At 43.7% G+C, this 15,462-nt stretch carries 13 protein-coding genes; 3 read left to right on the forward strand and 10 right to left on the reverse strand.

Features of this window, described 5'->3' with window-relative positions:
- The 5 genes from A3766_RS24395 to A3766_RS24415 all read right to left on the reverse strand — a co-directional run.
- A partial coding sequence (locus A3766_RS24395; RefSeq protein WP_304440982.1) for an Rnf-Nqr domain containing protein occupies positions 1 to 180 on the reverse strand: 180 nt, incomplete at its 3' end.
- Positions 181 to 182: 2 nt separating this feature from the next.
- Complete coding sequence (locus tag A3766_RS24400; protein ID WP_068506472.1) at positions 183 to 983, reverse strand: Na(+)-translocating NADH-quinone reductase subunit C; 801 nt, start codon at positions 981 to 983, stop codon at positions 183 to 185.
- Entirely contained in the window at positions 976 to 2,166 is a 1,191-nt protein-coding gene (locus tag A3766_RS24405) for an NADH:ubiquinone reductase (Na(+)-transporting) subunit B (protein ID WP_068506469.1), read from the reverse strand. Before A3766_RS24405 ends, A3766_RS24400 begins: the two co-directional genes overlap by 8 nt.
- A gap of 2 nt (positions 2,167 to 2,168) precedes the next feature.
- Complete coding sequence (locus A3766_RS24410; RefSeq protein WP_068506466.1) at positions 2,169 to 3,512, reverse strand: Na(+)-translocating NADH-quinone reductase subunit A; 1,344 nt, start codon at positions 3,510 to 3,512, stop codon at positions 2,169 to 2,171.
- 356 nt (positions 3,513 to 3,868) lie between these two features.
- Complete coding sequence (locus tag A3766_RS24415; protein WP_068506464.1) at positions 3,869 to 5,335, reverse strand: glyceraldehyde-3-phosphate dehydrogenase; 1,467 nt, start codon at positions 5,333 to 5,335, stop codon at positions 3,869 to 3,871.
- A 218-nt stretch (positions 5,336 to 5,553) separates the two neighbouring features.
- Between A3766_RS24415 and A3766_RS24420 the strand changes: the two genes are divergently transcribed.
- The 3 genes from A3766_RS24420 to A3766_RS24430 are packed head-to-tail and all read left to right on the forward strand — an operon-like array spanning position 5,554 to position 8,711.
- Entirely contained in the window at positions 5,554 to 6,327 is a 774-nt protein-coding gene (locus A3766_RS24420) for a PleD family two-component system response regulator (protein WP_068506458.1), read from the forward strand.
- 18 nt (positions 6,328 to 6,345) lie between these two features.
- Positions 6,346 to 8,007 carry a tetratricopeptide repeat-containing response regulator gene (locus tag A3766_RS24425; protein ID WP_082880359.1) on the forward strand — a complete coding sequence of 554 codons (1,662 nt, stop codon included), beginning with the start codon at positions 6,346 to 6,348 and terminating at the stop codon, positions 8,005 to 8,007.
- A 14-nt stretch (positions 8,008 to 8,021) separates the two neighbouring features.
- Positions 8,022 to 8,711, forward strand: coding sequence for a sensor histidine kinase KdpD (locus tag A3766_RS24430; RefSeq protein WP_068506457.1), 690 nt, complete (start codon positions 8,022 to 8,024; stop codon positions 8,709 to 8,711).
- Between the two features lie 30 nt (positions 8,712 to 8,741).
- Here the strand turns inward: A3766_RS24430 and A3766_RS24435 are convergent, their stop codons facing one another.
- The 5 genes from A3766_RS24435 to A3766_RS24455 form a co-directional block, all read right to left on the reverse strand.
- A complete protein-coding gene (locus tag A3766_RS24435; RefSeq protein ID WP_068506452.1) occupies positions 8,742 to 10,742 on the reverse strand; it encodes an Ig-like domain-containing protein in 2,001 nt (666 codons plus the stop codon).
- Between the two features lie 209 nt (positions 10,743 to 10,951).
- A complete protein-coding gene (gene fba / locus A3766_RS24440) occupies positions 10,952 to 12,016 on the reverse strand; it encodes a class II fructose-bisphosphate aldolase (RefSeq protein WP_068506450.1) in 1,065 nt (354 codons plus the stop codon).
- Positions 12,017 to 12,046: 30 nt separating this feature from the next.
- Entirely contained in the window at positions 12,047 to 13,210 is a 1,164-nt protein-coding gene (locus A3766_RS24445) for a phosphoglycerate kinase (RefSeq protein WP_068506448.1), read from the reverse strand.
- A gap of 36 nt (positions 13,211 to 13,246) precedes the next feature.
- Entirely contained in the window at positions 13,247 to 14,278 is a 1,032-nt protein-coding gene (locus tag A3766_RS24450; RefSeq protein ID WP_068506446.1) for a type I glyceraldehyde-3-phosphate dehydrogenase, read from the reverse strand.
- A gap of 44 nt (positions 14,279 to 14,322) precedes the next feature.
- On the reverse strand, positions 14,323 to 15,462 hold a 1,140-nt coding region (locus tag A3766_RS24455; RefSeq protein WP_304440983.1), incomplete at its 5' end, for a transketolase C-terminal domain-containing protein.

Consider the following 15,462-nt stretch of genomic DNA (forward strand, 5'->3'; position numbering starts at 1 on the left):
TACGGATACAAACAAGTTAGATAGGCCACATACTGCACATACAGCCAAGCCCATAACAACCGATAGCTCCATACTAGTGGTAACGGCTAACGCAGAACAAATACCTAAGATTTGAAGTGCGATAGGGTTATTGCTAAAAACTGGTTCAAAAAGAACTTTTTTTGCTGTTACATCACTCATTCTTAAGCTCCTTCACGCAAGCGATTCAGGTACTTTTGGAATCCCTGCTCGCCAGTCCAATATTGAATAAGGTTAGTCACACCCACACTAGTCAAAGTAGCACCAGATAGACCGTCTACCATGTATTCGGCATCAGCTCGACTTTTATCAACTGCGCCTTTAATCAAGCCAAGCTTTGGCTGATCGCTAGACGCGAAGTCGTAGACCTTTTTACCCGGCCAAATCGCTTTCCAGCGCGGATTATCAACCTCACCACCCAAGCCAGGAGTCTCGGCATGCTCATAGAAGCCAAGCCCAACGACTGTATTAGCATCGCCCTCCAAAGCCAAGAAACCATGCAGTGTCGACCATAAGCCATAACCGCTTACAGGAAGAATGATCGTTTCAATCTTTCCGGCATCTTCAACCAAGTAGATCTTGGCGAACTTAACTCTACGCTTGATACCTGCAACGTCGTCAGCTCGCGAAAGAGTTGTTGAAAAGGCTGGATCTTTAGCCGCTTTTCTCTGGTCGTAATCAAGGACATTTTCCTTATTTACTGCAGAAGCCTCGACATATTCACCGCTATCCAAGTCAACCAACATTGGCTTAATCGCAGAGAAGGCATTCTCAATTTCAGTCGCCGAAGCGCCCTCAACCAATAAGCCTGCGGCAGCCAAAATATTAGCTTTAAGGTTTAGCGCCTTGTTCTTCTCTTGTATTGGCTTTAACAGTACAACAGAGCCCGCTACTACAATCGAACAGACAATACAGAGCAAAAATGCAACCGTAATAGTTTTTCCTACCGTTTCTTTACTAGACACGTGCCAATCTCCTCTTGATATTCGCTTGCATTACCAAGTGGTCAATATATGGTGCGAACAGGTTAGCGAACAATATTGCCAACATCATGCCTTCAGGGAATGCAGGGTTAACAACACGTATTAAAACAACCATTACACCGATGAGCGCACCAAATACAAACTTACCTTGGTTAGTCATTGATGCGGATACTGGGTCTGTTGCCATAAAAAACATCCCGAACGCAAAACCACCAATAACAAGATGCCAATAAAAAGGCATTGCAAACATAGGGTTAGTGTCAGAGCCGATCATATTGAAGATAAGTGACATTGCTGTCATACCACCAAATACACCAACAACGATACGCCAGGAAGCAATTTTGGTTGCAAGCAATGCAAAACCGCCAATCATAATCGCTAGCGTCGAAGTTTCACCAATTGAGCCCTGAATAAAGCCTAAGAACGCGTCGACCCATGAAACTGATTGGTTAAGACCTTCAATTCCGCTGGCTGCAACAATGCTTAGAGGCGTCGCGCCACTAAAGCCGTCGACAGCAGTCCAAACTGCGTCGCCCGAAATCTCGGCAGGGTATGCAAAGAACAAAAACGCACGACCAGTTAAGGCTGGGTTCAAGAAGTTCTTGCCTGTACCGCCAAAAATTTCCTTACCAACAACAACACCAAAGGAAATACCTAGAGCAACCTGCCACAAGGGGATATCAGCTGGAACGATTAAGGTAAATAGTATTGAAGTAACAAAAAAGCCTTCGTTAACTTCATGCTTACGCACGGTGGCAAACAACACTTCCCAAAAACCACCCACTACAAACACTGTCAGGTAGATAGGTATATAGTATGCTGCGCCATATACGAAGTTATGAAGAATATTTGACGCATCATGGCCAATGAAAAACATGCTATGCCAATCGGTTGGTATAGTACCCAGCCCAGCCGCTATAGCAGTATTTGCCTGGAAACCGACGTTCCAAATACCAAAAAACATAGCAGGGAATGCGCACAACCAAACCGTAATCATAATACGCTTAAGGTCGATACCATCTCTAACATGAGATGTGGTTTTGGTTACACTTGATGGCGAATAAAAAATGGTGTCAGCAGCTTCGTAAAGCGCATACCACTTCTCGTACTTGCCCCCTTTCTCGAAATGGGGCTCCATTTTATCTAAAACTGTTCTAAGTCCCATGATCAACCCTCAATTTCGATTCGAGTCAGATTCTCTCGTAGAATCGGACCGTACTCATACTTACCAGGACAAACATATGTGCAAAGCGCCAAATCTTCTTCATCTAGCTCTAAACAACCTAGAAGTTGTGCTTGCTCTGTATCACCTACAATCAGAGATCGTAGTAACTGAGTTGGCAAGATATCTAAAGGCATCACTTTTTCGTAAGCACCAACAGGAACCATTGCTCGATCACTACCATTTGTTGTGGTCGTAAAGTTGAACAATTTGGCAGGGTTAAGCTTAGAAAGGTAAATATTCATCACAGAGAACTTGTTGGCACCAGGAGATAACCAACCAATAAACTCACGCTCTTTTTGTTCATCAAGAACACTAACTTGCGAAGCATAGCGCCCTAAATAATCAACTGTAGCTCTTGCGGTCCGGCCACCAAAAACCGAACCTGAAATGGCTCTGGCAGAGGTTGAACTAAGTTCATTGCTCAGCAGCTCAGATATATTGGCACCCAATTGAGTTTTAACCAAGCGCGGTTTCTTAACAGAAGGGCCAGCAATAGAAACAATCCGCTCTACATACAGTTCGCCAGTCGTGAAAAGCTTAGCGATCGCGATGACGTCCTGATAAGAAATAGTCCATACACTCTTACTATCGCTTACAGGATCAAGGTAATGGATGTGTGTTCCGGCATTACCAGCAGGGTGCGGGCCAGAAAACTCTTGCTTTTCTACGCGCGCGATGGGTGGTAGTTCGATGTTAGAACCAGCTTTAGTACAAACAAAAACCTTACCTTCAGTAAGTTTTTCAATAATACTTAAACCTTGACTAAAAGCCTCACCTTCGCCCGACAACACTACTTCAGGATCAGCAGCTAATGGGTTAGTATCAATTGCGGTAACAAATATTGAATTTGGCTGAGCAGTCAACTCAGGCACTTTACTATAAGGCCTAGTTCGAAATGCTGTCCAGACGCCAGATTCAACCAGATTCGATACGACTTGTTCACGAGTAAGACTTCCAAGATCTGAAGCGGAGTATTTTGCAAACTCTACTTTTTCATCACCAGATTTCTCGATTACAATCGACTGGAATACGCGCTTTTCGCCACGATTTACTTCAATAACCGTCCCGCTAGCTGGTGCAGTAAATTTCACACCTTCGGTTTTCTTATCTTCAAAAAGAAGTTGTCCCTTAGCTACCTTGTCACCAACCTGAACAGACATGGTTGGCTTCATACCAACATAGTCAAATCCAACTATAGCAACCTTGCTAATGGAATTTCCTTGGGTGATGCTTTGTTCGGGAGAACCGGATATTGGAAGATCGAGGCCTTTTTTAATATTGACCATTAATCCTGCCTTCTCATCAGAATTTGTGAATTTTCCGCCACGTTAGAATTTGTTCTGTTGAGTGCCATACAGTTAAAGCATTACCACTCGATTGCGGCGAACCTAAAATCGTGGACAATTATAGTGAGCCATTTAACATATTGCTACACTACACACCAAAATTTACTTATATTCTACCCATTTAAAGTGCCAACCTGCTTAAAAAATCAACCCTAGCGTTTTAGCGTACAAATATAGGAGCACTAGATACTACCAACTAGGTAGACAAGATAAGTAAAGTAGTAAAAGTCAGCTTATACAAGAAAGAAAATAAAGGCGCCAACTGAACAGTTAGCGCCTGAAGGAAATATTAGACTCTAGCTCTTAGGGAAGACGGGATATTCTATGCCAGCCATTTGGTTGGCAATACGCACAACCTGCGCACTATAACCAAACTCGTTATCGTACCAAACATAAAGAACCAAACGCTTACCGCTTACGATAGTTGCATTCGAATCTACAATACCAGCACGACGTGAACCAACAAAGTCAGTTGAAACAACTTCATCTGAAGTCAGATAATCAATCTGCTTAGCCAAATCAGAATGCAGGGAAATATTACGCAAATAAGCATTCACATCTTCAACAGATGTAGCTTTTTCGATATTCAGATTTAGAATAGCCATTGAGACATTCGGAGTTGGAACACGAATCGCATTACCCGTCAAACGACCTTCCATCTTTGGAAGTGCCTTTGAAACAGCTTTTGCGGCACCTGTTTCAGTAATAACCATATTCAACGGAGCGCTACGACCACGACGACTACCTTTGTGATAGTTATCAATCAAGTTCTGGTCATTTGTGTAAGAATGGACAGTCTCTACGTGGCCATCAATGACACCAAATTCATCATCAATCGCCTTAAGAACAGGCGTAATAGCATTAGTTGTACAAGATGCTGCAGACAAAATCTGATCATCGTTTGCGATATCACCGTTATTGATGCCATAAACGATATTCTTAATGTCACCCTTACCTGGCGCAGTTAGAAGCACCTTAGCAACGCCTTTAGACTCAAGATGTCTACCTAGACCAGCTTCATCTCTCCAGATACCGGTATTATCAATAACGATTGCATTATTGATTCCGTATTGCGTGTAGTCGACCTGATCCGGACCGCCAGAATAAATTACCTGGATAGCATTTCCGTTAGCGATCAATAGATTGTTTTCAGAATCGACCGTGATTGTACCTTCGAATGGGCCATGCACCGAGTCTCGACGAAGCAAGCTGGCGCGTTTCTCTAGATCGTTTTTAGCACCGCCATCGCGAACGACAATTGCACGTAAACGCAGATTATTTCCACCGCCCGCTTTCTCAATCAAAATACGCGCAAGTAAGCGACCGATTCGACCAAAACCGTACAACACGACATCTTTGGTATTTTCAGAAGCTGCTTTGCTAGCCTCTTCACTGTAGCCACCAACAACGTCGGATAACTCTGCTTTGACAAACTCTTCTAAACTAACATCATTGGTTTGTTCAGCAAAGCGAACGGCGAGCTTACCAACGTCAACACGAGCATGACCAAGCTCAAGCTCATCCATCACCTTTAATACCGCATAAGTATCGTGGACAGATAATTCTTTCTCTTCCACCTGGCGAACGAAACGATGTGACTTAAGAATTCCGATTACTGACTGGTTAATAACAGCACGACCATAGATGGACGTAACAATATTATTACGACGGTACAAACGACCAATTAATGGAATCATCGCCTCTGCAGTCGCTTCACGACTCTTCCAATCTGAAAAACAGTTATCAATCACTTCATTGCTCACGCTTAACACCTCTATTTGTTTATGCGTCAAATCAGGGCCGCTATTATCCAGATATATAGTTCAGCGTGCAACGCTTTGTGGTTAAATTAAGGCATACACGTCTTAATCCGGGTCAATTAGCAACAAAATACATTAAATATGCCGCACATATTTCCGTTATAAGTTAAAACAGCTAAAATCAATGAATAACAATCATAAGCCTATCAAGAGTAAAAAACGTGGCCGATACAAATGCGCTTGTCGTAGATGACTCATCTACTTCAAGAATGCTACTAACAAAAATTCTTAGAAAAATGGATATCCAATGCGAGCAAGCCTCATCGGGCGAGGAAGCACTATCTCAACTTGGATGGTTTCACCCGGACTTTATTTTTCTAGATCACTTAATGCCTGGTATGGATGGCTTTGACACTCTGAAAGCCATTAAGTCAAACCCAGACACACAAAACATTCCCGTCATTATGTACACCTCACAGCATGCTCATAAATATTATGAAGAAGCTCACGCCCTGGGCGCTGCAGGCGTTATATCCAAGCAAATTGATCGCGATAAGTTATATTTAATGATCAGTCGAATCTGCTTGAAGCCCAAAGATGACGATAAAGACGTCCCTACTGTCTACCAGGAAGTACAAAAAAACCTTGAAACCTCAATTGCCGACATGTCGAACAGCAAAATTTTAGCGCGAGTATCGACATTAGAAACCGCATATGAAGAGCTTCACGAGGAAAATAGAAACCTAAAACTAGAACTCGCGCAATCTAAAGCTGATAGCGAGGAGCTTCGATTAAAGTCACAAAACTTTACTCCTTCTCAGATAGTCATCACACTATTTCTCGCACTAGCCTTGTTTGGCACAACGTTTACTTGGTTTACAACGCAGCGCATTGAATCAAACTTTGCCAGCACTCAGACTCGCCTTAACTTGATGGATGGATTGGTCGAGGAAATAATTGATTACCTTGAAAACAACTCGCCTTCTAATCAGTAGATATGGATATTGACGTACGTGGAAACTAAGACATCAAAGCAAAAACAGCCCGACCTCGATAAAATTTATCCACGACTTAAATTTTTGATCATTGACGATTTTGAAAGCTTCCGTTCATCGTTGCGCCTCATGCTATCGTCTTTTGGCGCTGTACATGTCGACATTGCCTATTCTGCCGAAGATGCCTTAGAAAAATGCCGCTTTAACTTCTATGACATAGTATTATGTGATTTCAACCTTGGTGCAGGCAAGAACGGCCAACAGGTTCTTGAAGCACTTCGCGTAAACAAGCGCCTCAAACACATCCATTTATTTGTTATGGTTACTGCAGAAACAGCTAAAGATGTTGTTCTCGGCGCACGCGAGTACCAACCCGACGCCTACATTGCAAAACCAATTACGCGCACAGTATTAGAGAAGCGCCTTGGTCAACTGGTAATGCAACAACGAACACTAAAGCCTATAAATAAGGAACTTGATCTAGAGAACTACCCCAAGGCTATCAGCCAGTGCTTGGCACTAATCAATGATAAGTCACGATACTCTTCTTGGTGCCACCAAACATTGGGCCAACTTTACCTACAAATTGGCGACACACAAAGCGCAATCAGGCTGTATGAGTCAATTATCGCAAAGCGCGAAATACCGTGGGCATCGCTAGGGCTGGCGCAAGCTCAATTAGCAAATCAAGACTACTCACCTGCCCTGGAGAACTTTAAGGCGGCACTTAAACTTAACCCCTACATGGTTGAAGCATATGACGGTCTCGCAGCTTGCTACGAGAAACTGAATCAACCACAGAAAGCACAAGAATCACTTGAGTCAGCAGTTGAAATGTCGCCCAGAGTAATTCTACGTCATGAGAAACTAGGCAAGCTATGTCAAAAGAATCAAGACATTGAAAGCGCAACAGAGGCATACAGGAAAGCTATTCGATATGGCGAACACTCAATACATGAAAAAGCTGACAACTACCTAAACCTTGGCCGCTGCTTATCCGAAAGGTCATCGGGAGACCTTAGTGATTCTGGCAAAACACATGCGGACGAAGCGATACAAGTTCTAAACGAATTAACACATAAATTTTCGACTGACGAACAGGCCTGCCTCAATGCAACGCTTATCGAGGCTCGAGTATTTAATGGTCAGAACAATGCCGAAGCAGCACAGGAAAAACTTCATCAAGCAGAGTGCATGATTGAAGAAGAGAAGCTCTCAGCGGAAATTGGCATCGAGCTAGCAAAGACACTCTACTCCTTAAACGAGCTTGAACGTGCCGAGAAACTCTTAATCACACTCGCTGAGCGATTCAGTAACGACCCCGAAGCGCTAGCGCAAATTGAAAGCCAGCTTGACGAACCCGAAAGCTTAGTGGCCAAAAAGCAAGCAAAACGCCTTAATAAATCAGGTATTGAGCAGTTTGAACAAGGCCAACTTGCACAAGCTGCTGAAGCATTCAAAGAAGCGCTCAAGCATACACCAAGACACGCAGCCTTGAATCTTAATCTAGCTCAAGTTGTAACGAAGCTATTTAAAGAAACTGCTGACCATAGCTTATTAAAGCTTGCAGAGCAGTCCCTTGAAAAAATAAACAACATACCCGAACAGCATAACCAATACCGAAGGCTTAAACACCTCGAGAAGCAAGTAGCAGAACTTCAATCCAAAAAACAAAATTGAACGAGTACAGTATCATGAGTAAAGACAAACAACCCGATTTCTCGATGATTATCGCCTCAGCTGTCCACGACATGAAAAATTCGCTCAGCATGCTACTACACTCCGTAGATCAGATGTGCGAAGAACTGCCTGAAGAGTGGCAACAAAGAAACAATACGACTGTCGTAAAATATGAGGCTGAACGTGTAAATAGCTACCTTGTACAGCTACTTGGCTTATATCGCCTGCAGAATGAAATGCTATCATTACATATCGATGAGTGCTTTGTTCACGACATCCTGGACGAGCAATCCGCACACTATTCGCCAATGCTCAAAGATAAAAATATTGAACTCGAAATCACCTGTGATCCAAATATATCTTGGTATTTTGATAGGGAGGTAATTTTGGGCGTTCTTAATAACGCGCTAAATAATGCTTCACGCTATACCAAATCGATCATTGAAATCGTCGCCTACATCAAAGATGATGACCTGATTATAGAAATACATGATGATGGAATCGGTTATCCTGACGAGCTATTGCAAGCCTCACCAGGAGAAGTAATAAATAACATTAACTTTCAAACTGGCAGCACCAGCCTGGGAATATATTTTGCTGAAATGGTCACTAAACTTCACACACAAAATGACAAGCAAGGGTCTATCAAGTTATCAAATGGAGGCAGACACGGAGGGGGAGTCTTCACGGTAGCACTTCCCTAAATCAAATTGCCAAGCCAGCCTAGATTTTTCTTACTCAATAGGTGGGAGGTATTCTTTAAACAGTGCGCTGCCAAGCGATGCACCGGTAACATCAGAAAGCCCCCACACTGAAAGTATTCTGCCGTCACGTAGCAAGGCATTTTGCCTCAAGGTTAACACTTCGGCACCTGATGTCTCTTGAACAATCGTACTTTCACTCAGCCACACCTTAGACAACTTAGAATATTGTCTTGTCTTGATTTTTGGGTGGAACGAAGTATTCTGAACCCAACTTAAGACACCGTTACCTTCATAGTCAAAGTTTAGTAAAGGGCTGGTAACCGGTCTCTCAGAACCAGATCCAGTAACTGGAATGTCTTCAGCAGTAGAAAAGCCAGAGCCGGGATGATAAGAACGAACTGTAAGACTGTTCACACCATCGTCGAACAGCATTGACCAAGCCACAAATAACTCGTTCAAATTATTGTGGGCCAGAGTAAACTCACTAACGCTTGCCGAGTCATCATATTCAATCTTTTTAGCATCTTCCCACTCTCCGCTAGCGTTACGATTAAGCATTAGATCATATCGACCTCCAGAAGATTGACGCCAAGCAACGTAGAGATCGCCATTATCAGAAATTGAGGGTTTAGGTTGAACCGCAAAGTGTGTTTCTGCACCAACAACATCAACAAACTGTGTTTCATCACTGCTCAGAGTTGCATCACTTGATACATTGAATCTTCTTGCTCTAACTCTGTCGAAGCCCGACACTTCCTGTGACCACACCACCACACCAAGACCTGAGGAACTAAGAGATAATTCAAGGTCTTGGGCGTCTCCCAAAACATCGGCTCCTGATACTGTATCAATATAAATTGGAGCGCCAAACCCCAAACCATTAAACCCGGTAATAAAATTAAAAGAAAGCAGCCTTACACGCTGAACACCGGCAGAGCTTTGTTGAATGAAACCACCAACAACCCCTCCAGAATCACTTAAGCTAAAACTGGTATTTCTAACCTCACCATCAACAGAAGACCCACTTAAAAGATCTCGTGGCCCGCTCCATGCATTCCCATCAAACATGTTAACCCATGCTGTCAGCTGTGCGTCAGGAGACCTTGGCTGAATCCATATAACGACCGCATGCCCCAGCTCATTAATAGCGATTTCTGGAGAGTAAACGCTACCAAGACCAGCACTATCCAACCTTAATGAGTTAACGCAGGAAGAATCAAGAGAGTCAGGATTCTTGCGGCAATGCCGTGAAGCAGACTCAGTTCCGGGTAGAACCCAGACTTCCTGATCCGCTAGATATTGACTTGCCCAAATCTGTGTCACACCTTCAACACTCTGCTTCCAAACCAATAAAGTAGTGCCACTTTGACTACTTTGGATAATCGGCTCAAAGCTGTCCCCTTGATGAAAGACTGCCTGTGTACCCTCTTCATTCAAGTACTTGAAATTAAGAGTTTCGGACTCGTGCCATACGCCAGACTCCGTCGTAAACGCGACCCTCTCCCCGCCTTCAAGAAAATTACGCTCATCCTCACTTGTTGACAAATCATCTTCCACTAAATCATGTACGTCTGATTCCACTTGAAGAGTATAAGTGTTATGTAAGGCAAAACGACCACTACTCAGCCCTAATGTTAACTCAGTAGCGTCAACATCAATCAATTTACCGCTTTCTTCATCTGGTACTTTTGACTCCCCAGGGACAGTACTGTGAGAAATATTTATTTCTCGCTCAACAGGCTCTGTAATTGAGTCAGGATCGAAACTACCAGAATAAATACCAACTCGATTATCAAGTAAAGAATCTATATTCATTTTCTCACTAAATAACACAGTTGGATTTAAGTCCACGCCGTAGCTTATCTCTTCAGAATCAGGAGTGATGCGAACAATAGTCGGTGCAGTAGTATCGGTGGCAGCCTCAGGCAGACTACGAGTACCATCGCTATCACAGGCAGAAAGGCCCGAAAGAAAAATAACAACCAGGAGTATTAGTTTATTTTTCCCGGCTCTTAGGTAGTGAGAGTGCATTTAAACTCCATATAAATACAATAGTAGAAATGAATCAGGCATTTATACCATGTACCAGATGAACGCTCTATGGTTTACTTCCAAGATTGTGCGACAAGTAACAGCTTCGCTTAGAAAATATTGGACAGTTTGAGTATAAAAGTTTTAATGAGGGCTTTTTTAAACGCAATGAGAAAAAAGGCCTGAATAAATTCAGGCCCTTACCAAGGTTAAGATATCTTCGGAGCCAAAGAACCGTCTTGGTACTGTGCAAACATTGAATCAAGACTTTGAGCCTTAATCTTATCAGCACGACCAGCTGTTCCGAACGCTTCGTATCGAGCAACTACAATTTCTTTCATCGCACTTACAGTTTCTTTTAGATACTTTCTAGGGTCGAATTCTGCTGGATTCTGTGCCATAAAGCGACGCACAGCACCAGTAGAAGCCAGACGTAGATCGGTATCAATATTTACCTTACGAACGCCATATTTTATGCCCTCTACAATCTGCTCTACAGGGACACCATAGGTTTCAGGAATTTCGCCGCCGTACTCGTTAATAACAGCAAGCCATTCTTGAGGTACAGAGGATGAACCATGCATTACCAGGTGCGTACCAGGAATACGTTCATTTATCGCTTTAATACGGTCAATAGCCAAAATATCACCAGTAGGTGGACGCGTGAACTTATACGCGCCATGGCTTGTACCACATGCAATCGCTAACGCATCAACACCAGTTTGCTTAACAAAATCTGCTGCCTCTTCTGGATCAGTTAACATCTGATCGTGACTAAGTGTACCTTCAGCACCAACACCATCTTCTTCACCTGCCTGGCCAGTTTCTAAAGACCCCAAACAGCCAAGCTCACCTTCAACAGAAACACCGCAAGCATGCGCCATTTCAACAGTGCGCTTTGTGACGTCAACGTTATATTCGTAGCTGGAAGGTGTTTTGCCATCGTCCATCAGCGAACCATCCATCATCACTGAAGAAAACCCAAGTTGAATCGAGCGCTGGCAAACTGCTGGAGAAGTACCGTGGTCCTGATGCATACAAACAGGAATGTGCGGGAATTCTTCGATAGCCGCCAAAATAAGATGACGCAAAAAAGGTGCTCCGGCATATTTACGAGCACCGGCTGAAGCCTGCACTATCACAGGACTATTTGTTTGATCAGCTGCTTCCATAATAGCGCGCATCTGCTCAAGGTTATTTACGTTAAACGCTGGAACTCCGTAGTCATACTCTGCAGCATGATCAAGTAGTTGTCGCATACTAATTAATGCCATGATTATCTCCGGTTAAAACATGGATTGAATTTATGAGCTTGCGCGCTCTATTAACATTGCTACTGCAGGTAAAGTCTTACCTTCTACAAATTCTAAAAAGGCACCGCCACCCGTAGAAATATACGAAACCTTATCTGCGATTTCATACTTATCGACAGCAGCCAAGGTGTCGCCACCACCTGCTATTGAGAATGCATCACTATCAGCGATGGCTAATGATAGCGCTTTAGTGCCCGCACCAAACTGGTCGAACTCAAACACGCCTACTGGCCCATTCCAAATTATCGTACCCGCACTTTTCAGTATTTCCGCCAAGCTCTCAGAGGTTGCCGGGCCGATATCAAAAATCATATCGCCTTCATCTACCTCATCAGAATTTTTCGTTGTCGCAACTGCAGACTCTGAAAACTCACTACCAACCACGACGTCTGTAGGCAATGGGATATGAGTCTTTTCGCTAAGAGCTTTAGCCTTGGGAATTAAATCTTCCTCACACAAAGACTTACCAACAGCCTTGCCATCAGCAGCTAAAAAGGTATTAGCAATACCGCCACCGACAATTAGCTGGTCAACAATATCAGAAAGTGACTCAAGCACTGTTAATTTAGTGGAGACTTTGGAACCACCAACAATAGCAACTAAAGGTCGCTTAGGTTCTTTTAATGCTTTTCCTAAAGCATCCAGTTCAGCAGCAAGCAAAGGGCCTGCGCAGGCAACAGGGGCAAATTTGCCGACACCATGCGTAGATGCTTGTGCGCGATGAGCGGTTCCGAAAGCATCCATCACATAAATATCACAAAGCTTTGCATAGGCCTTTGACAAAGCCTCATCATCTTTCTTTTCACCAACGTTAAATCTAACATTTTCAAATAACACAACGTCGCCGTCATTCAGACCGTCTGTATCCTGCCAATCTTTTAGTACTGGAATATCTTTACCGAGCAGATCGGACATATGACTAGCAACGGGCGCCAGTGAAAAAGCCTCATCATACTCACCCTCAGTTGGTCGACCCAAATGAGACATAAGCATTACTTTAGCGCCGGCTTCCATAGCATGCTTGATTGTAGGCAATGACGCTCGAATACGTGCATCACTCGTTACCTTTCCATCTTTAACTGGAACATTCAAATCTTCGCGAATCAAAACCCTCTTTCCTTTAAGGTCGAGATCCATCATTTTAAGAACAGACATATAATCTCCCATATAACATTGCGGCCCTGCAAAAAGTCACTTTGCAAGCCAATATCTAGCAACATCGAGCATACGGTTTGCGTATGCCCATTCATTATCAAACCAAGTCAAAACCTTGATCAAACGTCCGCCACTCACTCTTGTCTGACTACCATCAACAATTGTTGAGTGAGTATCACCAACAAAATCACTCGACGCTAACGGCTCTTCGGTGTAGTGGAAAATACCAAATTTATCGGCACCAGCCTTTTCGGCTAACAATGCGTTCACATCATTAGTATTAACGGCCATATCTACATACAACGATAACTCTATCGCTGAAACATTAATCGTAGGGACTCGCATAGCAGTCGCAGTTAATTTACCTTTCAAGTCAGGCAAAATACGCTCAACACCTTTCGCCAAACCTGTGTCGACGGGAACCACATTGTTCATCGAGCTTCGAGTACGCCTAAGATCCTGATGATGATAGGCATCGATCGTTGGCTGATCATTCATAGCGGAGTGAATAGTGGTAAGCGAACCAGCTACAATACCGAAGCGTTCATCTATAGCACTCAATACTGGCACAACAGCATTACTAGTACATGACGCACACGAGGCGATTATGTCGCCACTATCTAAGCCAAAATGATTTACACCATAGATCACTGTCTTATCGAAGCTTTCATCACCTGGTTGAGAAACAAGCACGCGCCCGGCACCAGACTCCAAATGACCGGAAACCTGCTTAAGAGAACTAAAGCGACCAGTACACTCCATGACTAAATCTATACCCAGATCCTCCCAAGGAAGCATGCTAGGTTGCGAAAAACGTGTTAAGGCAATTAGGTCGTTCCCGACAACCATCTTCGAGTCACCCTGGACATCAACTGAAAGCGGGAATCTACCAAATGTCGTGTCGTACCGGGTCAAATAAGCAATCGTATCAGCATCTGCAAGCTCATTAATAGCGACAAACTTTATCGAATCGTCACCAACAGAACGGCCTTTCGACCGTTCATAGCTAGCACGCAACAAAGACTGCCCAATACGACCATAGCCATTAATTGCGACACGATAAGTCATTCAGAGCGTCCGATACCTTCAAGGCTCACTATAAGGTCGTGCATTTATAGCAAATCTTCGGCAACATTTAGGATGTTATCAACAGTGAAGCCGAACTCCTCAAACAACTGTCCTGCAGGTGCAGACTCGCCAAAACTATTCATGCCGATCACTCGTCCGTCAATACCCACATACTTGTACCAGTAATCGGCGATCGCTGCCTCAATAGCAATACGCGCAGGAACCTCAAGAGGTAAAACAGACAGGCGATATTCGATATCTTGCTGATCAAAAACATCAGTACAAGGCATAGAAACAACTCGGACATTAACTTCACGCTTAGTAAGTTCGTCTGCAGCAGCAACTGCCAATCCTACTTCAGAACCTGTAGCGATCAGAATCAAATCTGGCAAGCCTTCACAGTCTTTCAAGATGTAACCACCACGCTCAATATTTGCAACTTGCTCTTTACTTCGCTCTTGGTGAACTAGGTTTTGCCGCGAGAAAATCAATGAAGATGGGCCATCGGCACGCTCAAGGGAATGCTTCCACGACACGGCTGACTCAACCGTATCACAAGGCCTCCAGCAGTTCATGTTAGGCGTTAGACGCAAACTTGAAATCTGCTCGACCGGCTGATGAGTTGGGCCATCTTCGCCCAGACCAATAGAATCATGTGTAAATACATAGATAGCACGCTGCTTCATGAGTGCAGACATACGTACAGCATTGCGTGCGTATTCCATAAAGATTAAGAAAGTAGCACCGTAAGGAACAAATCCGCCGTGTAAGGCGATGCCATTCATAATCGCAGCCATACCGAATTCACGAACGCCGTAATAAATATAGTTACCGGCCGCATCATTAGCTTCCAAGCCCTTACAGCCACTCCATAAAGTCAGGTTAGACGCAGCAAGATCAGCAGAGCCCCCCATTAATTCAGGAAGCATTGGACCAAACTGGTTCAAGGAATTCTGCGATGCCTTTCGGCTGGCAATCGTTGCACCATCTTCTTGCAACTGATTAATGTATTGATCTGCTTGTTTAGCAAAATCTTCTGGAAGCTCACCAGCTAAACGACGATTGAATTCGCTAGCAAGTTCTGGATATACCTCTGCGTATGCATCAAAACGAGCAGACCAATCTTTCTCAGCCTTGGAACCCGCTTCACGAGCATTCCAGCCATTATATATATCTTCGGGAAT

The organism is Oleiphilus sp. HI0132 (assembly GCF_001635845.1).

Bases quoted from the DNA above. Each gene is read 5' to 3' on its own strand.
- A3766_RS24410 (WP_068506466.1), bottom strand. From the start codon at position 3,512: ATGGTCAATATTAAAAAAGGCCTCGATCTTCCAATATCCGGTTCTCCC.
- A3766_RS24450 (WP_068506446.1), bottom strand. From the start codon at position 14,278: ATGACTTATCGTGTCGCAATTAATGGCTATGGTCGTATTGGGCAGTCT.
- A3766_RS24430 (WP_068506457.1), top strand. From the start codon at position 8,022: ATGAGTAAAGACAAACAACCCGATTTCTCGATGATTATCGCCTCAGCT.
- A3766_RS24445 (WP_068506448.1), bottom strand. From the start codon at position 13,210: ATGTCTGTTCTTAAAATGATGGATCTCGACCTTAAAGGAAAGAGGGTT.
- A3766_RS24405 (WP_068506469.1), bottom strand. From the start codon at position 2,166: ATGGGACTTAGAACAGTTTTAGATAAAATGGAGCCCCATTTCGAGAAA.
- fba (WP_068506450.1), bottom strand. From the start codon at position 12,016: ATGGCATTAATTAGTATGCGACAACTACTTGATCATGCTGCAGAGTAT.
- A3766_RS24435 (WP_068506452.1), bottom strand. From the start codon at position 10,742: ATGCACTCTCACTACCTAAGAGCCGGGAAAAATAAACTAATACTCCTG.